The organism is Dactylosporangium sp. NPDC049742 (assembly GCF_040674675.1).
Lineage (GTDB): Bacteria > Actinomycetota > Actinomycetes > Mycobacteriales > Micromonosporaceae > Dactylosporangium > Dactylosporangium maewongense.
This window is the reverse complement of sequence record NZ_JBFANF010000126.1, coordinates 1-17,016: the sequence shown is the minus strand read 5'-3', so window position 1 is coordinate 17,016 and position 17,016 is coordinate 1. Positions and strand designations below refer to the sequence as shown.

At 73.5% G+C, this 17,016-nt stretch carries 17 protein-coding genes; 9 read left to right on the top strand and 8 right to left on the bottom strand.

All coding sequences use genetic code 11. From position 1 onward, the window contains the following. Nucleotides 1–148 precede the first annotated feature (148 nt). Nucleotides 149–1,675 (bottom strand): DNA polymerase ligase N-terminal domain-containing protein, encoded by a 1,527-nt coding sequence (locus tag AB0J72_RS57865; RefSeq protein ID WP_363417479.1) that lies wholly within the window; start codon nt 1,673–1,675, stop codon nt 149–151. A gap of 35 nt (nt 1,676–1,710) precedes the next feature. Between AB0J72_RS57865 and AB0J72_RS57860 the strand changes: the two genes are divergently transcribed. After that, nucleotides 1,711–2,814 (top strand): DUF4872 domain-containing protein, encoded by a 1,104-nt coding sequence (locus AB0J72_RS57860; protein WP_363417476.1) that lies wholly within the window; start codon nt 1,711–1,713, stop codon nt 2,812–2,814. Nucleotides 2,815–4,412: 1,598 nt separating this feature from the next. On the opposite strand, the gene AB0J72_RS57855 is transcribed toward AB0J72_RS57860, so the two are convergent. Both AB0J72_RS57855 and AB0J72_RS57850 read right to left on the bottom strand, forming a co-directional pair. After that, entirely contained in the window at nt 4,413–6,584 is a 2,172-nt protein-coding gene (locus tag AB0J72_RS57855; protein WP_363417473.1) for a hypothetical protein, read from the bottom strand. Then, on the bottom strand, nt 6,581–6,910 hold the full coding sequence (locus AB0J72_RS57850) for a PadR family transcriptional regulator (RefSeq protein ID WP_363417470.1): 330 nt from the start codon (nt 6,908–6,910) through the stop codon (nt 6,581–6,583). The genes AB0J72_RS57855 and AB0J72_RS57850 overlap by 4 nt, the downstream gene beginning before the upstream one ends. Before the next feature lie 108 nt (nt 6,911–7,018). Here AB0J72_RS57850 and AB0J72_RS57845 point away from each other — a divergent pair, with 108 nt between their 5' ends. Next, a complete protein-coding gene (locus AB0J72_RS57845; protein ID WP_363417467.1) occupies nt 7,019–7,876 on the top strand; it encodes a hypothetical protein in 858 nt (285 codons plus the stop codon). A gap of 1 nt (nt 7,877) precedes the next feature. On the opposite strand, the gene AB0J72_RS57840 is transcribed toward AB0J72_RS57845, so the two are convergent. The 3 genes from AB0J72_RS57840 to AB0J72_RS57830 form a co-directional block, all read right to left on the bottom strand. After that, a complete protein-coding gene (locus AB0J72_RS57840; RefSeq protein ID WP_363417465.1) occupies nt 7,878–8,786 on the bottom strand; it encodes a sugar phosphate isomerase/epimerase in 909 nt (302 codons plus the stop codon). Between the two features lie 78 nt (nt 8,787–8,864). Beyond that, complete coding sequence (locus tag AB0J72_RS57835; RefSeq protein ID WP_363417462.1) at nt 8,865–9,548, bottom strand: STAS domain-containing protein; 684 nt, start codon at nt 9,546–9,548, stop codon at nt 8,865–8,867. 14 nt (nt 9,549–9,562) lie between these two features. Continuing rightward, nucleotides 9,563–9,901, bottom strand: coding sequence for an STAS domain-containing protein (locus AB0J72_RS57830; RefSeq protein WP_363417459.1), 339 nt, complete (start codon nt 9,899–9,901; stop codon nt 9,563–9,565). 88 nt (nt 9,902–9,989) lie between these two features. Between AB0J72_RS57830 and AB0J72_RS57825 the strand changes: the two genes are divergently transcribed. From AB0J72_RS57825 to AB0J72_RS57815, 3 genes are read left to right on the top strand one after another with little or no spacing between them, the layout of a single operon-like run. Then, complete coding sequence (locus AB0J72_RS57825; protein WP_363417456.1) at nt 9,990–10,664, top strand: response regulator transcription factor; 675 nt, start codon at nt 9,990–9,992, stop codon at nt 10,662–10,664. Further along, nucleotides 10,661–12,016: a HAMP domain-containing sensor histidine kinase gene (locus AB0J72_RS57820; RefSeq protein ID WP_363417453.1), complete on the top strand. Its 1,356-nt coding sequence runs from the start codon at nt 10,661–10,663 to the stop codon at nt 12,014–12,016. Before AB0J72_RS57825 ends, AB0J72_RS57820 begins: the two co-directional genes overlap by 4 nt. Beyond that, nucleotides 12,013–12,582 (top strand): GerMN domain-containing protein, encoded by a 570-nt coding sequence (locus AB0J72_RS57815; protein ID WP_363417450.1) that lies wholly within the window; start codon nt 12,013–12,015, stop codon nt 12,580–12,582. The genes AB0J72_RS57820 and AB0J72_RS57815 overlap by 4 nt, the downstream gene beginning before the upstream one ends. On the opposite strand, the gene AB0J72_RS57810 is transcribed toward AB0J72_RS57815, so the two are convergent. Next, nucleotides 12,569–13,015 carry a response regulator gene (locus tag AB0J72_RS57810; RefSeq protein WP_363417446.1) on the bottom strand — a complete coding sequence of 149 codons (447 nt, stop codon included), beginning with the start codon at nt 13,013–13,015 and terminating at the stop codon, nt 12,569–12,571. The genes AB0J72_RS57815 and AB0J72_RS57810 overlap by 14 nt on opposite strands. A 196-nt stretch (nt 13,016–13,211) precedes the next feature. Between AB0J72_RS57810 and AB0J72_RS57805 the strand changes: the two genes are divergently transcribed. Beyond that, nucleotides 13,212–13,613: a MarR family transcriptional regulator gene (locus AB0J72_RS57805; protein WP_363417443.1), complete on the top strand. Its 402-nt coding sequence runs from the start codon at nt 13,212–13,214 to the stop codon at nt 13,611–13,613. After that, on the top strand, nt 13,610–14,188 hold the full coding sequence (locus AB0J72_RS57800; protein WP_363417440.1) for a GNAT family protein: 579 nt from the start codon (nt 13,610–13,612) through the stop codon (nt 14,186–14,188). Before AB0J72_RS57805 ends, AB0J72_RS57800 begins: the two co-directional genes overlap by 4 nt. A 119-nt stretch (nt 14,189–14,307) precedes the next feature. Here the strand turns inward: AB0J72_RS57800 and AB0J72_RS57795 are convergent, their stop codons facing one another. Then, a complete protein-coding gene (locus AB0J72_RS57795) occupies nt 14,308–14,850 on the bottom strand; it encodes an AAA family ATPase (RefSeq protein WP_363417437.1) in 543 nt (180 codons plus the stop codon). A gap of 46 nt (nt 14,851–14,896) precedes the next feature. Between AB0J72_RS57795 and AB0J72_RS57790 the strand changes: the two genes are divergently transcribed. Then, complete coding sequence (locus AB0J72_RS57790; RefSeq protein ID WP_363417434.1) at nt 14,897–15,658, top strand: D-Ala-D-Ala carboxypeptidase family metallohydrolase; 762 nt, start codon at nt 14,897–14,899, stop codon at nt 15,656–15,658. A 196-nt stretch (nt 15,659–15,854) separates the two neighbouring features. Continuing rightward, nucleotides 15,855–16,250: a CBS domain-containing protein gene (locus AB0J72_RS57785; RefSeq protein WP_363417431.1), complete on the top strand. Its 396-nt coding sequence runs from the start codon at nt 15,855–15,857 to the stop codon at nt 16,248–16,250. Nucleotides 16,251–17,016: the final 766 nt, after the last annotated feature.

The window sequence follows — 17,016 nt, the reverse complement described above, 5'->3', positions numbered from 1 at the left end:
GCCCGTCCGGCGGTGGCTCGTCTGGCGGTGGCTCGTCTGGCGGTGGCGCGTCTGGCGGTGGCGCGTCTGGCGGTGGCGCGTCTGGCGGTGGCGCGTCTGGCGGTGGCGCGTGGCGCGCTCGCCCTGCTGCCCGGCGACGGGCGGGACGTCACACCAGCGGTGGCAGGGCGCGGGGTGGAGCGAGGGCGGCCGCGAACAGGTCGCCGCGCTCGGCGACGCGGTCCGCGACCGTGCGGACCGTGAACGCCGCCGGGGTCAGCGCCGGGTCATCGAGCTCGTCCCAGCCGATCGGCGCCGACACCGGCCCGCCCGGCGCGGCGAGCGGGCTGTACGGCGCGACCGCCGCCGGCCCGCCCGCCACGCCGTGGTGCCCGAGGCCGGGCGCCACCGCCGCGATGGAGCGCGCGAGCGACTCGACCCAGGCGGTGGCGTCGCCGGCCGCCGGCACCCACAGCTCGATGCCGGGCCCGACCTTCACGCCGGCGGAGACCTTCAGGTGGTCGAACGCCGTCCGGTACAGGCGGGCGAGCGCCACCTGATCCGCCCACGCGTTGCCGGCGCCCAGGTCGATCACGGCCAGGCCCGTCGTGTCGACGTGCCATTCGAGGGCGCCGGCGGCGGCCGCCCACACCACCGCGGCCGGCTCGTCCGCGTTCAGGGCGGTCAGCCACGGCGGCGCGTGCCGCGGCGGCCGGCGCTGCCAGGTCGCGCGGCCGCCGGCACCGTCCGGGTAGCGGCGCAGGGCGAGCGTCCGGCCGGCGAGGTGGGGGAGAAGCGTCGGCGCCGTCCGGGTGACGTACCGCAGCAGCTCCCGCCTCGTGACCGGCGCCTCCCCGGCCCGTGAGGGTGGGAACCGGACCCTGTCCGGATCGCCGACGCGCACCGCGCGCCCGAACACGTGCCAGTCGCCGCCGTCGCGCAGCCGGTCGAGCGCCCGCAGCTCCGGCTCGCTCGCCCGCAGCGCCCGGGCGCCGGTGTGCGGGTCCCACAGCCGGTCGGGGTCGGCGAGCACCTCTTCGCTCGTCCGTCCACTGAGGACGGAGCGCGGATGGTCCTCCGGGTCCCAGCCGTCGACCGCGTGCTCGTCGCGCTTGTGCAGCAGCAGCCAGTCGTCCTTGCCGTTCGACTGCCGCCCCGTCCGGATCAGGACGAACGCCCCGCGCAGCTTCTCGCCGTGCAGCCGCGCGTGCAACTGGCCGGCGGCCACCGCGGCGGCCGGGTCCGGGTCCTTGTACGGCTCCCACGTCCCGGCGTCCCACACGATGACGTCGCCGCCACCGTACCCGCCGGCGGGGATGACCCCTTCGAAGTCGACGTAGTCCATCGGGTGGTCCTCGACGTGGAACGCGGCCCGCCGCACCTTCGGGTCGAGCGTCGGCCCCTTCGGCACCGCCCAGCTGGCGAGCGCCCCGTCGATCTCCAGCCGGAAGTCGTAGTGCAGCCGCGTCGCGCGGTGCCGCTGCACCACGAACCGCCGCTCGCCCGCCATGGCTCCAGTCAAGCACGGGGTGGGATACGATGCCTGGTGGCGCCGTCCGCGCGCCGTACCCTCTGACCGGTGGCCCACGCCCGCCGGCCGCGCGGGGGAGAAGGTGGTCCGTTGCCATCGCGGTCGTCGCTCGTCTTGTTGAGGACCGGTCCCGCACGACGGTCGCCGACTTCGCCGCGTGGGCATGCGAAAGCGGCCCGACCGTCGGTGAGGCAGCCGTGATGACCGACCACAAGCATCTCAAGCGACTCGTCCGTGAGCGCAGCACGCGCACCGGGGAGTCCTACACCACCGCCCGCAGGCACGTCGTCGCCGCCCGCGTTGCCGCCCGCCCCCCGCAACATCAGCCCAGTGACCTAGTCCGCCGCCTCCTGCACGCCGCCGGCACCGACCTCAGCGAGCCGATGATCTGCGGCCTCGGCGGCGGCATCGGCTTCATGGCCGCCGTCTTCGACTACCGCGGCATGCCCCCGATGCTCACCATCGTCGCCCAGCACCACCCCGCCCCCTGGACCCCCACGGTGCTGACCCGCCTCGGCGTCCCGTTCACCGAGTCACACAGCACCGCCCCGGCGGCCGCCCTCAAGGCGCTGCGGCTCTCCCTTGCCGCCGGGTGTCCGGTGTACTGCACTGTCGCCGCGAGCCGGCTGCCATGGCGTACCGTCACCGTCCCCATCGACGCGGACCCCCACGGCATCCTCGTCCTGGACGAACACCCCGGCGGCTTCACCGTCCACGACACCGCCCCGCACCAGCTGCCGGTGGACGCCTTCATGGAGGCCTGGTCCGCCCACCGCAAGGGCCGCCACCACCGCCTCGTCGTCACCGGCACCCCCACCGTCCCCCTCCCCGCCGCGATCCCCGCCGCCCTCGCCGAAACCACCGCCCACCTCACCGGCCCCGTCCTCGGCAACGCCTTCGACACCAACTTCGGCTTCACCGGCATGACCCGCCTGGCGTCCCAGCTCCGCGACACCCGCACGAAGACCGGCTTCCCCCGCCGCTTCGCCGCACCCGCCGCCTTGACGTTCGCGCTCCGTCGCCTCCACGAGTGCCTGGAGGAGCAGTACACCGCCCCCGCCGCCACCCGCCCGCTCTACGCCGAGTTCCTCGACGAGGCCGCCACCCTGACCGGCAACCCCCACCTCACCGCCGCGGCATCGGCCTTCCGCTCCTCCGCCGCGGTCTGGTCAGCGATGGCCACCACCGCCCACCACCCCACAACCACCGACCCCACCACCGTCTTCGCCACCCTGGCCGACCTCCTCGACCAGGCCCGCACCATCGAGGAGTCCGCAATCCCCCTCCTCCAACCACCCACCTGACCACCGCGGCCCCGCCCCCACCTCGCCCCGCCGCCTGACCCCAGGCGGCTCGGATACACCGTCGGACCACAACGCTCCGGCATTGATCCAAGGACGGATCTGGCCACCCCCACGACCGGATCCGTCCTTGGATCAACTGGCAGCCACCACACCGATCGGTGCGGCTGACCGGAGATGGCAAGCGTTGCGGTGCGGAGCCAGCAGGCGGATCGGGCGGCGCTGCTGGTCGCCGGGCAGGCAGGACTGGGTGGAGCGTCGACGGCTGCAGCGGTGCGTGCGTCTGCCCCGGCCGCCGCGGCGATGCGGAGCGCTGGTGGGGTGGAGTGCCGGTGCCGAAGTGGTGCGGGTGGTTGTCAGCTGGCGAGTCGAGTCCGGACTCCAGCAGCTACTCCGCAGCCGGGTGGCCAGCCGGCGGGCCGATTGAATCGCCGGTCTTCGGAAACGCCCGTGATCGGAGCGTTGGCTGCTGGAGGGCCGGTGGGTAGGGCGGCGAAGGCGGTTGTTGGCCCACCTGGCGTGGCGCACTGGGTGCTGGCGGCCAGAGCCGTGCGGCTGATCGGCCGGCTGGGCCCAGTTGCAGAGGTGGTCGGTGGAGCGGCGGCAGGTGGTTGCCCAGCTGGCGAGGCGAGTACGGATCCAGCGGCTGCCTCCGTGTGGCTGGGTGGGCAGCCGGTTGGACTGTCGATCGAGGCGCCCGTGGTTGGAGTGTTGGCTGCTGGAGGGTCGGCGGGTTGGGCGGCGAGGGCGGTTGCCGGCCCAGATGGCGGGACGTGTCGGGGTGCTGGTGGTCAGCGCCGCGCGCCCGGTTGGCCGATGGCAGGTCCGGTTGCAGAGATGGCGGGCGGAGTGACGGCAGGTGGTTGCCCGGCTGGCGAGGCGAGGCGGGGCGAGTTCGGGCTTCAGCAGCTGCTTCCGTGCGGCTGGGCGGCAAGCCGGCGGGACCGGTGGTGAAGGCGGCAACGGCGGTTGCTGGCCGAGCTGGCATGGCGTGCTGGGTGCTGGCGGTCAGGCTCGTGCGGCTGGTTGGCCGGCTGGCGGGGCCCATGGAGAGACGGCCGGTGAAGAGCCGGCGGGTCGAGGCCCAAAGGGTGGGTGCTGGCGGGCGGAGTTTGGGTGAGGGCGAGCGGGGCGGTTGCTGGCCCAGGTCGTGGTGGGGGCGCTGGTGATTGGAGCCGGTCGGTTGGTTGGCCGGTTGGAGCGACTGTCGGGTGGAGGGCCGGCGGGTGAAAGGTCAGCGGGTGGGGCAGGGCGGGCGGTTGCTGGCCCGGGTGGCGTGACGATGCTGGGTGCTGGCGGTCAGATCCGCGCGGCTGGTTGGCCGGCTGGCGGGCGTTGGAGCGACGACCGGTGAAGGGCCGGCGGGTCGAGGTCCAACGGGTTGAGGTCCAACGGGTGGGGGTGCTGCCGGGCGGAGTGTCGGTGGGTGGGGGCCGAGCGAGCGGTTGTTGGCCAAGGTCGTGGCGTGGTGGTGAGCCGGTCGGTTGGTTGGCCGGTTGGAGCGACAGTCGGGTGGAGGGCCGGCGGGTGAAAGGTCAGTGGGTGGGGCCAGAGCGGGCGGTTGGTGGCCCGGGTGGCGTGGCGGTGCTGGGTGCTGGTGGTCAGATCCGGGCGGCTGGTTGGCCGGCTGGTGGGGCTGGGTGGAGGGCCGGCGGTTGTGGGGACGGCCGGTTGAGGGCTGGCGCGTGGAGGGCTGGGGAGTGGGGCGGTACCGCTGGCTGGCTGGGCGGCGGGGTGGGGTGCGGGTCAGGCGGGGCGGGATGGCCGGGAGGTGGCTCCGGGGCGCGGATCAGCTTCCTGGCGGTGAGGACGCCGATGGTGAGGGTGAGGATGACGGCGCCGGGGAGGAGGGACATGCCGTCGGCGGCCCAGCTGCTGCCGGCGACGGTGAACAGGACGTTGGCGGCGAACATCGACAGCATCAGGGACGCGGCGACGAGCAGGAAGCTCAGCACGGGGCTGGTGAGGGCGAGGACGGTCCAGAGGGTTGGTCTGGCCCAGCCGCCGGCGGGGCCGCGGGTGCGCATGACGGCGATGACCGTGAGCAGCATCGGGGCGGACAGGAGCAGGCCGGTGATCGTGATGTCGCTCGGCGCGCCGGCGCCGGTGGTGAGGCCCAGGGCGCTGAGGAGCAGCACCGGGGCGGCGGTCACGGCGGCGGACCAGGCCGGGGACAGGGGAACGGGGCGGGCCGCGGCGGCGGCCCGGGCGGCGACGAGGGCGAGGCCCGCGGCCACGAGCGCGGTCGTGACGGACAGACCGGTGGGCAGGAACGGGTGGTTGACCGCCGGGGTGCCCTGGCCCAACATGATCGGCCCGCAGCAGGCGGCGATGACCGCCGTCCAGGCGAGGCGGCGGCGGGCGGCCAGGCCGTCCCTGCCGAGGGTGGGGCCGGCGACGGCCCAGGTGACGGTGGCGGTGATCGCGCCCGCGGTCAGGGCGGTGCGCAGGGAGGGGGCCTCGGTCCGGGCGAGGACGCCGTCGGTGACCAGCAGCGCGACGGTCTGCGCGGCGGCGGCGAGCGGGCAGGCCCGGCGGTCCGCGGTGGCGAGCAGCAGGCCGAGGGCGGCGAGGGTCACGCCGCCCCAGCGCAGCTCGGCGACCCACATGTACAGCTCGCCGTCGCCGCCCGGCATGGGAGCGGTCTCGCCGACCCTGGGCATGGCGGGGGTCAGGACGGCCAGCGTGTAGGCCCACGAGAACAGGCCCGCGAGCAGCGCCACCACGCCGGCCGTGACGGTGGACGGGCGCAGGCGCATCGGGGCGGCGGCGGGCACCGGGATCGGCGCCGGCCTCGGCGGGCGGGGGTGGGCCGCGCCCACACCGTAGCCGAGGGCGACGCCGGTGAGGATGAGCAGGTGCACCGGATATGCACTGGTGGCGTTGAACAGGCTGATGGCCTCGGGGGACTGGTGCCACGAGTCGGCGCCGCCGCCCAGGACGGCGCCGGAGACGAGGTCGGGCGCCCAGGCGAAGGCGGCCGACAGGCCAGCGCCGGAGGCGGCGATCGTCGGCAGGACGGCGGCGGTCACCGCCAGCTCCACGACCAGCGGCGTCCCCACGAGGGCGAGCAGCGCGGCGACCGGCCACCAGCGACGGCGCGTGGACGCGAGCCGGGCGACCGCCGTCGCCAGCGCCGCGGTGAGCGCCGCCCAGACCGGCGCGCCGACGACCAGGCAGACGGCGAACGTCTCGCCGGCGATGCCGATCGAGCTCTGGGTGCCCACGACGAGCACCGCGAACGCCAGCGCCAGGGGCAGCGGCGCCGCGGCGGCGGAGCCGGCCCGGCCGAGGCCGGGCAGGCCCAGCGGCATGCGGCGGCCGAGCCACCACGCGACGGTGGTGAGGACGAGCAGCGCGGGCACCGACGTCAGCGCGGTGATCGTGGCGCCCGAGGGCCAGCCGATCTTCACGCCGGCCAGGCCGAGGAGCCATTCGTTGACGGCGCGGAGGACGCCGGCGGCGGGGCCGATCGCGATCAGGCCGAAGAACACCAGCACGGCGAACGGCTGCAGGGCCCGGCCGGCCGCCGGCAGGGCGTCGCGCCAGCCGCGGGGCACCCCGTCCTCGTCGTCGACGGGCGCGGCGGCGGCGAGGCTGAACGCGAACCGCAGCTGCCCGAACGCCCTCCGCCCGGCACCCGCGCCGGGCTCGGTGCGCAGCGCGTGCAGCTCGGCGGACCACTCCTGCAGCTGCACCTCGCGGACCGAGGCGGGCCACCGCCGGGCCGCCAGCCGCAGCAGGGCCTCGGCGAGGCGGTCGAGCGCGGTCATGCCAGCCCCTCGGTGGTCCGCGGCGCGACGACGGGCGCCAGCCTGGCATAGAGCTCCGCCACCGCGGTCCGGGCGGCGACGACGCCGTCGGGAGTCAGCCGGTAATAGCGGCGGGCGGGGCGGCCGGCGACCGCCGGGTCGATGTCCTCCCAGTGCGCGTCGACCCAGCCGGCCCGCTGCAGGCGCAGCAGGATCGGATACAGCGTGCCGCTCGGATGGCCGGTCGCCCGCATCAGATCCAGGCCATATCGATCCACGGCGGGATCGGCGAGGAAGGCGGACACCACCTTCGCCACCGCCGCGGTCATTCGAACCTCCGACGCCATGCACCGACTCTACATAGCCCTCAGCCGTTTTTCTATATAGCCCCAGAGCGCCAGGGCAAATAAGTACATGAGCGAAAAATCGGAAAAGTAGCCCCTAGGCTCGGCAGCGTGAAACGCAGAGCACTCCTCGTGGCCGGTGGGGCCTTCGCCGGCACGTTCCTGGGCGAAAGGCCGGGTGGAAGAGCAGCGCAGGCGGTCGTGCAGTGGCCGATGTTCGAGTGGGAGAAGCAGCGCGGGTTCTTCCCGCCCGGCGTCGGCGTGATGGTCCCCCCACCGCTGGCCGTCTACGGCGACGGCGAGGCCTACGCCGACGCGGCCGCGCACCAGTACCTACCGGCCGGGGAGGCGGAGGCGCTGCGGACCCACGCGGTCCAGGTCCTCGGCAAACGGGCGGACCTGCGCCGCCGGCCCGGTTTCGAACCGTCGGAGGACGCCCCGTCGGAGCGGGTGCGCGTCCGGACGGCCGACGGCCACTACCTGACCGCGCATCTCGACGGGTGGGGCGACGGCGATCCGCAGCATGCGTTTCCTGCCGCGCTGCACGAGTTGTACGACCACGTGCAGGTCCTCCGGCGACGGGTGCGAGCGGACGGCACGCCGTGGGCCGCCGACGCGCTGCTGCTGGTCGCCGTGCACCTCGACGCCGAGCCCGATGACGCCGAGCCCGATGACGCCGAGCCCGATGACGCCGAGCCCGATGACGCCGAGCCCGATGACGCCGAGCCTGACGACGGCGAGCCTGACGACGGCGAGCCCGACGACCCCGAGCCGTGGCCCGCGAGCGTGCCGGTGCCCGACGTGCGGCACGACCGGCCCTACCGCGAGACGAAGCTGACGGGCGCGAAGGCCAGAAGGGTCCGCCGCGACCTGCCGAGGTCCGATGAGGGGGCGTGGCGGTCCTACCGGACCCCGGCGGGCGCGTTCATCGCGGTGGCCTGGCGCTACAGCCTGCCCCACGAGTGGTGAGTCAGAAGCGCAGGTCGGCCAGGAACTTGAAGCCGTTCCGCGCGGTGGTCAGCGCGTCGGCCGGCGTGCGCGGCGGCGTCCCGGCGTTGTCGCGCTCCACGATGTACTCCACCAGACCGGCCTCACGGGCGTGCTCGAAGATCCGGCCGAAGTCGATGAGGCCGACGCCCGGATCGGTGAACGCCGCCGCGGTGTCCATGTCCTTCACGTGCACCTGACGGATCCGGCCGCGGTGCCGCTGGACGAGGTCGACCGGGTCGGCGGCGCCCCGCCACGCCCAGAAGAGGTCGACCTCCAGGTGGACGAGGTCGGGATCGGTCTCGGCGGTGAGGATGTCGTACCCGGTGCGGGACCCTCCGTCCTGGCGGACGAACTCCAGCTGGTGGTTGTGGTACCCGAAGTCGAGGCCGGCCCGCCTGGCCAGGGCGCCCGCGCGGTTGAGGTCGCGGGCGAGCGCGTGATACTTCGCGCCGTCGCGGATCGGCTGGCCGGTGGCGGGGTCGATGCCGAAGAACGGGTGGACGATGAAGCGGTTGCCGACGATGTTGGCGTCGTCGAGGGCCCGCTGCCACGCGGTCGCGTCCCACGGCTGCGGGATGGCGACGTGCCCCGAGGTGGCCTTCAGGCCGGCGGTGTCCAGGGCGGCGCGGAACTGGGCGGCGGTCCGGCCGACGAACCCGGCGTGCTCGACCCGGGTGTACCCGATGGCGCGCAGCTCGGCGAGGCTCGCGGCGAGGTCCAGGCCGAGCTGGTCGCGCAGCGTGTAGAGCTGCACGCTGATCCGGTCGAGCGGCACCCGCGACTGGCGGTGCGCGGGCGCGGCGCTCGCGGCCGGGGCCCCCAACAGCGAGGCGCCACCGAGAGCGGCCGCGCCGAGGAGACCGCGCCGGCTGACAGAGGAGCTGGGCATGCTGCACTTCCCTCCGAGATGTCAGGAACTTTCGTTCATCCTGACATTTCTATAGTTCGATGCAGCGTTTGTCACGGCTCAGGCCGGCGTCGTCTCACCCCGCAGGTCACGCTGCCGGGGCAGCTCCGTGTCGTCGCCGCGCAGCCAGCTCAGCGCGGCGTCCCGGTCGGGCAGCACGACGAACAGGTGCAGCAGGCACAGGGTGTGCATCATCCGGCGCATGAACGGCGCGATCCCCACCAGGCACGTGTGGCCGCCGGCCTGCGCGGCCCGGTGCCGGGCGGCGACGAGCAGCCCCAGCACCGACGAGTCGAGGGTGGTGACCCGGCTCAGGTCGAGGACCAGGTGCCCGGGCCGGTAGCCGGCGGGCGACAGCGCGTCGCGCAGCGCCGGCCCGACCTCGATGTCCAGGTCGCCGTTGAGCGACACCACCAGTGCCTCGTCGACCACCGCCGCGTCCACCCGGGCGTCGGTGACTACCTCAGGGGCGGGTGCCGCCTTGACGACCGCCTCCGAGGGCGGTGCGTCGCCGGCGAGCCAGCCGACCGGGTCGGCGTCCGCGGACGCGAGGGGCACCCGGGAGCAGCGCCCGCAGCTGTGCGGGCCGGTCGCGAGCCGCGCGCCGGTCCAGCCGTGCCGGCGGAACAGGCTCCAGACGAGATCCCAGTTGTGCATCGTCGCGCCCAGCCCGGTGACGCTCTGGCCACAGGCGTCGCAGATCAACGTGAAGTCGGTGCCGTCAGGTGTCGTCGCCGCGGTCACGGTCGCCGCTCCTCTCAAGAGGCCGCTCTGGTCTCCGTCATCATGTCGTGTCCGTCGTCCTCGGGGACCATTCGTAACACGTGATTTACGTGCGCGATTTGCAACGTTCTCCTGACGCGGGGTGACGGGGCGCGCAAGGTGAGTCTGCCACCCGAGGTCCAGACCTGCCGGTGGACGTCCAGCAGCATGCCGATCGCGGTCGCGTCGATGAACGGGCAGCCGGACAGGTCGAGGACGAGCTGCTCGGGGTGCATGGTCAGCGCGTCCTCGAGCAGCGCCCGGACCCGTGGCTCCGAGGCGGCGTCGAGCTCCTCGGTGACGACGATCTCGACCAAGGGAGTGCCGGTGTGCATACGACGAGCCTCCGCCGCGCATGTGGCGGGCGTTCCGCGGAAGTATGACAGTTCGATGACAACGCATCCGACCTGGCATGATGCAGTGGTGTCGGGCGTACTGGTCATCGAGGACGACGATCGGATCCGGCTGTCGCTGATGCTGGCGCTGGAGGACGAGGGCTACTCGGTGCGGGGCGTGTCCACCGCCGAGGACGGTCTCGTCGCGCAGCGGGCCGAGCCCGCGGACACCGTCCTGGTCGACCTGATGCTGCCCGGCGTCGACGGCTTCGAGTGCATCCGCCAGCTGCGCCGCGACGACGACGTGCCGATCGTGGTGGTCAGCGCCCGCGACGACACCCACGACATCGTGGCCGCGCTCGAGGCCGGCGCCGACGACTACCTGGTGAAGCCGGTCGCGGTGAAGGAGCTGTCGGCCCGGCTGCGCGCCCTGCGCCGCCGCGGCCGGGCGGTGCTGGCCGCCGTGTCGACGCTCGTCTTCGGTGACCTGGAGATCCTGCCCGAGGCGGGCGAGGTGCGGGTCGCGGGCGAGCCGGTCGCGCTGACGCGGACCGAGTTCCGGCTGCTGTGCGAGCTCGCCGAGCACCCCGGCCTGGTCCTGTCCCGCCAGCAGCTGCTGCAGCGGGTGTGGGAGTACGACGTCGGCGACGAACGCCTCGTCGACGTGCACGTCGGCCGGCTGCGGCAGAAGATCGAGGACGACTCCCGGGCGCCCCGGCGCCTGGTGACGGTCCGCGGCATGGGCTACAAGCTGCAGCGATGAGGCGGGCCGGGCTGCGCACACGGGTCATCGCGGGGTTCGCCGCGGGGGCCCTGGCGCTGTCCGCGTCGATGGCGTTCATCTCGTACGAGCTGACCCGCAGCGCCCTGCTCGCCGGGCGGGAACGAGCCACGGTCAGGGCCACCGCGTACGACGCGAGGATCATCACCGCGAGCCTCCGCGACGACACCGACGTCCTGGACATCCTCAGGTCGCTGGACACCGGCGGCAACCGGCGCACCCTGGTGCGCCGCGCGGACGGCTGGTACACGCGAAACAACGACCCGGGCGCCGCCGCCGCCGTCCCGGCGGAGCTGCAAAGGCTCGTCGAGCAGGGCGGCCAGGGCGCCCAGTGGGTCCGCGTCGACGGGGTCCCGGCGCTGGTCATCGGGGTGTCGCTGTCGCCGACGACGGCGCTGTTCGAGATCGACTACCTGCGTGAGCTCGACCAGACGCTGCGGACCCTCGCCTGGGTGCTCGGGCTCGTCGCGGCCGCGGTCGCGGCGGCCGGCGCGGGCCTGGGCTGGTACGCGACCCGGTACGTGCTGCGGCCGCTGCGCTCGGTCGCCGACGCCGCGCAGGGCATCACCGACGGCGACCTGAGCGCCCGCCTCGACCCGGCCGCCGAGCCGGACCTGGCGCGGCTGACGGCGTCGTTCAACGGCATGGTCGACCAGCTGGCCCGCCGGCACGAGCGGGACCGCCGGTTCGCCGCCGACGTCAGCCACGAGCTGCGCTCCCCGCTGCAGACCCTCGCGGCGTCGGCGAGCGTCCTGCACCGGCGGCGGGAGCACCTCGACGAGCGGACCGCGCTCGCCGCCGGGCTCGTCGTCGAGGAGATCGAACGGTTCCAGTCGCTCGTCGACGACCTGCTCGAGCTGGCCCGCAGCGACCAGCCGGCGCAGCGCGCCCCGGTCGACCCGCACGCCCTCGCCCGGCGGGTGGCCGAGGCGCAGGGCCTGCCGGCGGACCTGGTGGAGCCGCCCGGCGACGACGACGCCCCGCAGTGGCTGGTCGACCGGCGCCGCCTCGAGCAGATCCTGGCCAACCTGCTGGACAACGCGGTCCGGCACGGCGGCGGGCCGGTCGCCGTCCGGCTCACCTGCGTCGCCGGGGCCGGCCGGGTCGAGGTCGACGACGAGGGCCCCGGCGTCCGTCCCGCCGACCGTGAGGTGATCTTCGACCGGTTCGTCCGCGGCCGGTCGGCGGGCGCCCGCGGCGGCGGCGACGGCACCGGCCTGGGTCTCTCGCTGGTCGCGCAGCACGCGAGCGCGCACGGCGGGCGGGTCGAGGTGCTCGACCGTCCGGGCGGCGGTGCGCGCTTCCGGGTGGATCTGCCGGGTGTCGTACGGTGAGACGCCGCGCGCTTCTCGTCGCCGCCACCCTGCTCGCGCTCTCGGCGCAGGCCTGCGGGGTCCCCAACGAGCACGCGCCACGGCCGATCGAGCCGTCACTGGTGATCGGCAACCCGCCGCAGGCGCCGGGCAACTCCGCGGGCAACTCGGTGGGGGCCGTCGTCGAGCGGCTCTACCTGGTCCGCGACGACCGGCTCGTGGCGGTGGAGCGGCGGGTCGGCTCGATCGGCGACGTGGAGGCGCTGCTCGCCGACCTGACCGCCGGCCCGACCGAGGCCGAGCACGCCGCCGGGCTGACCAGCGCGCTCACCGGCACGGACCTCGTCGCGGGGGTGCGGCTGGTCGCCGGGACCGCGGAGGTGACGCTCCGTCCGCAGGTGGGTGGCCGTACCGACGACATCCTCGCGATCGGGCAGATCGTGTGCACCCTGGACGCCCGCACCGACGTGGACACGGTCCGCTTCCTGCAGGACGGTCAGGTGCTGAGGGTGCCGGGCGCCGACGGCGCGCTCACGGATCGGCCGCTGACCGTCGCCGACTACCACACGTTGATCACTGACCGGTGAGGCGGCCGATCACCAGGTAGTAGCGGTCGATGCCGTGGATGAGCTTCGCCAGCTGCGCGAAGTCGACGGGCTTGCGGAAGAAGTGCTCGCTGGGGACGCCGAAGTCGCGCAGCATCTGCTCCTCCGCGGGCGAGCCGGTGAGCACCACGACGGTCAGGTCGGCGAGGCGGGGGTTGCCGAGGATCCGGTCGAGCACGACCCGGCCGTCGACGCCGGGGAGGTTGAGGTCGAGCAGGACGATGTCGGGCGTCGCGGCGTCCACATACGCGCCGCGGTGCTCGAGGAAGTCGATCGCCTCGAGGCCGTCGCCGATCACGGTGACCTCGTTGCTGAGCCGGTGTTCGCGGAACTCGTCGAGCGTGAACGCGACGTCGCCGGCGTCGTCCTCGACGATGAGGATGCGGGCCAGCTCCGGCGTGCCGTCGCCGTTCATTTGCCTCCTTCTAGAATGTTGCCGTACTGCAACCATCAAAGCACACGATAGTGCACCCGGAACGACGTATCCACCATGCAACGATGTCCGGATGACCACCCCGGGGGGAAACGAGGCGTTGGTTCGTGCGTTGCTGGCAGTCAGCCGTTGCATGGTTGCACTGGCGGATCGGAATCTGGCGGCGATGGACTCGGACGTGACGTTGGCCCAGTACCGCACGCTGGTGGAGCTGGCGACCGGTGGCCCGCAGCGCAGCGCGGACCTGGCCAGGGAGCTGGACGTGGCACCGTCGACCCTGACGCGCATGTGCGACCGGCTGGAACGCAAGCACCTCGTGCGGCGCTTCCACCGCGTCGACGACCGTCGCTCGACGTGGCTGGCGCTCACACCCGCCGGGCGTGACCTGGTCGGGGTGGTGATGCGGGAGCGGCTGCGGGAGCTGTCGGCGATCGTCCAGGACGCCAAGGTCGACGCGTCGCAGGAGAGCGTGGACCTGCTGGACCGCATCGTCGAGGCGTCCGGCGAGCTGCCCGACGCGCTGTGGTGGCAGCGGTGGGAGACGTCCGCCGACCCCGTCGACAGCGTGACGCTGCCGTGATCGGCGAGCCTGTGCTGCCGTCCGTCACGCTGACCACGCCGCGCCTGCTGCTGCGGCCGTTCGTGCCCGGCGACGCGCAGGACGTCCACGCCGTCTGGCACGACGCCCGGTTCGTCGACGCGGCGCCGCTCGGCTACGGGTACGCCAACGCGGATCTCGACACGGCGCTGGCCTGGTGCACGAGCGGCATCGAGGAGCGCCGCCGCGTCGGCAAGGGCATCGGCTTCGCCGTGGCGCCTCGCGAGGGCGGGCGGCTGGTCGGGCACGTGTCGCTGTTCAGTGCCGACTGGACGGCCATGTCGGCGGAGATGCACTACTGGACGGCGCCGTGGGCGCGCGGCCGGGGCGTCGCCGCCGAGGCGGCCGCGGCGGTGGCCCGGTGGGCACTGACCGAGCAGGGCTTCCACCGCATCGCGCTGCAGGCGGCACCGGCGAACGCCGCGTCCCGGCACGTCGCGGAGCGGGCCGGCTTCCGTGCCGAGGGCGTGCTGCGCAACGTCGCCGTCTCCCGCTCCGGCCGGCACGACCTGGTCATGTACAGCATGATTCCGTCGGACCTGTCAGCCGCCGGCTAGCGCCCCGTCTCCGGGTCCTCGGCTCACGGTGGCGCCTTCGTCTTCCGGTTGTGCTCAGCCTGGGCACCACCACCGGCAGGTTCGTCCACTGTGGAACTGGTCCAGGTCCTCCGCCGTGTCTATGGCAGCCGCTCCTCGATCATCGCGACCCGCTCCTGCACCGTGCCGGGCGGGATCGCGAGCAGGTCGTAGCCGTGCTCCAGGTACACCTCCTCATGAATTCCGGCGAAGACCAGCGACTGCTGGTAGGTGATGCGCCTGGCCGCGGTCGGGGTCACGAACCCGATCGGCTGGATCAGGAACACCAGTCGCTGGTACACCTGCTGCTCCTGGACCCGCCGCACCTCCGCGACGAGCGCCGGGGTGGGCTCGACGACGGCGAACCTCGCGAGATACCTCGCGAGGGCGAGCGTGCACAGCGGCGAGCGGTCGAAGAGCTGCACCGGTGTGCCGCCGGCCTGCTCCTGCCGGTGCCGCTGCAGGTGTACGACCAGGTCGAGGAACTCCTCGTGGCGTTCGTGCGGCCGCTCATGCGGTGACGCGGCGATCACGTCGGTCGCCGCCTCGTCGACGACGTGGTGCCCCCGGGCGCGCAACGCCAGCGCCACGGTGGTCTTCCCGGCGCCCGGCGCCCCGGTCAGAATGTACCGACGGACATCCATTGACTTCACTCCATTCATACACTTATATGCGTCTATGCGAAGACTGATGCGCCTGCTCAGTGCGGCGCTGCTGATGGTGTTCTCGACGGCCGGAGCGCTGATCGTCACGGCCGCGCCGGCACACGCGGACGCCTGCTACACGTGGAGTGGCACCCTGGCCCAGGGATCGTCGGGAGAAGGGGTCCGGCAGCTGCAGATCCGCGTCGCCGGTTACCCCGGCTCGGGCGCGGTCCTCGGACTCGACGGCGTCTACGGGCCCGCGACGAAGTCAGCGGTGGCCCGGTTCCAAGCAGCATACGGCCTCACCGCCGACGGCATCGCCGGACCCGCCACGTTCGCCAAGCTGTACGCCCTCCAGGACGACGACTGCACACCCGTGAGCTTCAGCTATGCCGAGCTGAACAACTGCAACAGCACCTGGGCCGGCGGCAACGTCTCCGCCGCGACCGCCAAGGCCAACGCCCTGGTCACGATGTGGAAGCTCCAGGCCCTCCGACACGCCCTCGGCGACCAGCCGATCCGCGTCACCAGCGGCTTCCGCAGCGCCGCGTGCAACAACGCCGTCGGCGGCGCCTCCTCCAGCCGCCACCTCTACGGCGACGCCGCCGACCTCGGCGCCGGCCCGCACTCCCTGTGCACCCTCGCCCAGGCCGCCCGCAACCACGGCTTCGCCGGCATCCTCGGCCCCGGATACCCCGACCACAACGACCACACCCACGTCGACGGCCGCCCGAGCCGCTTCTGGTCCGCCCCCAACTGCGGCGTCGCCAGCCTCACCGGCGGCCTGGACCCACTGCGCGACAACTGACCCACTGCCCGCTGCCCTTTGTCAGGCCTGACCGCCCGCCGCACGAGCACCACCCGGCGGGCGGTCACCGTCAGCTGTTCTCCGGCCCCTGCAGTCGCGGTCGGGATGCTGGGCTGGGACGGTCGCTGATCGCCGCTGGTTGCGCCCAGCTGAAGTGGGTAGTCGTCCAGCCATGGCCCAGCAGGTGAAGAACATCATGACCAGCGCACCACTCACCATCGACGTAGACGCCCCGATCACCGCCGCCGCCGAACTCATGCGCGACGCTGACATCGGCGCCCTCGTCGTCACCGCCACCAGCGGCATCCGCGGCGTCCTGACCGACCGCGACGTCACCGTCCGCGTGGTCGCCACCGGCGCCGACCCAGCCACCACCGCCGTCGGCGATGTCGTCGCCCCCGACCTGGTCGCCGTCTCCCCACACGACGACGTGGACACCGCCACGGAACTCATGCGCACCAACGCCCTCCGCCGCCTCCCAGTCCTCGACGGCGACACCCTCGTCGGCATCATCTCCCTCGGCGACCTCGCCATCGCCCGCGACCCCACCTCAACCCTGGCCGACATCAGCTCCGAGGCCCCCAACAACTGAACCCCCCGCCCCCACACCACGTTGAGGCGATGGGGATTCCCGCTCACACCCCGAAGTGCTGCCACACGTCCCGGACGCGCCACGCTGCCTGAGGTGCCGTGCTGCTGGGGAGATGCTGCGTTGCCGGAGATGCAGCGCTGCTGGGGTGCTGTGCTGCGGGGTGCCGCGTTGTCATGTGCGACGCGCTGACGGGGCGGGCGTCCGTGCGGCGGCTGGCGGTTGTGGTGGCGGGGTGCCCAGGCTGGTCGGTCGGGCGCGGGTACGGCTCGGACAACGATCGCGTCGGCCGGGTGCTGAAGGTGGTGGGGATCCTCGACGTGACGGTGAACGACGCGGAGGTCTGCGGCGAGGTGTGGAGGTGGTGGAGGCCAGCGGTAGGTGTGAAGTGCGGGTAGGGCGCATGCTGAGGGCGTGTTGAAGGTCGTCGAGGCCTGGCGTGCCGCGCTGCAGGGGAGATGCTGCGCTGCAGGGCGTGCTGCGTTGTCATGTGTGACGTGCTACCGGAGCTGGACGGCTGGATGCGCCGCGCTGCCTGGGGCGCCGCGCTGACAGGGCGGGCGCCCGCGCGGCGGCTGGCGGTTGTGGTGGCGGGGTGCCTAGTGCAACGTTCGTTAAGTCGGAGGTAGGTTGGGTTTGTAGGGCGGGGTTGAGGTGTTCGGGGGTGAGTGTCATGCCCATGTTCTTGGCTGCCCGTCCTCCCGTGGATGCGGAGGAGGAGCGGAGGGTCCGGAAGTTGGCCGGGGCCAGGCATGCGCCGGCGGACTGG

Coding starts and splice junctions, on each gene's coding strand:
- AB0J72_RS57785 (WP_363417431.1), top strand. CDS start 15,855: ATGACCAGCGCACCACTCACCATCGACGTAGACGCCCCGATCACCGCC.
- AB0J72_RS57855 (WP_363417473.1), bottom strand. CDS start 6,584: ATGACCGCGCTCGACCGCCTCGCCGAGGCCCTGCTGCGGCTGGCGGCC.
- AB0J72_RS57850 (WP_363417470.1), bottom strand. CDS start 6,910: ATGGCGTCGGAGGTTCGAATGACCGCGGCGGTGGCGAAGGTGGTGTCC.
- AB0J72_RS57860 (WP_363417476.1), top strand. CDS start 1,711: ATGACCGACCACAAGCATCTCAAGCGACTCGTCCGTGAGCGCAGCACG.
- AB0J72_RS57795 (WP_363417437.1), bottom strand. CDS start 14,850: ATGGATGTCCGTCGGTACATTCTGACCGGGGCGCCGGGCGCCGGGAAG.
- AB0J72_RS57820 (WP_363417453.1), top strand. CDS start 10,661: ATGAGGCGGGCCGGGCTGCGCACACGGGTCATCGCGGGGTTCGCCGCG.
- AB0J72_RS57865 (WP_363417479.1), bottom strand. CDS start 1,675: ATGCCCACGCGGCGAAGTCGGCGACCGTCGTGCGGGACCGGTCCTCAA.
- AB0J72_RS57840 (WP_363417465.1), bottom strand. CDS start 8,786: ATGCCCAGCTCCTCTGTCAGCCGGCGCGGTCTCCTCGGCGCGGCCGCT.
- AB0J72_RS57830 (WP_363417459.1), bottom strand. CDS start 9,901: ATGCACACCGGCACTCCCTTGGTCGAGATCGTCGTCACCGAGGAGCTC.
- AB0J72_RS57790 (WP_363417434.1), top strand. CDS start 14,897: ATGCGCCTGCTCAGTGCGGCGCTGCTGATGGTGTTCTCGACGGCCGGA.
- AB0J72_RS57810 (WP_363417446.1), bottom strand. CDS start 13,015: ATGAACGGCGACGGCACGCCGGAGCTGGCCCGCATCCTCATCGTCGAG.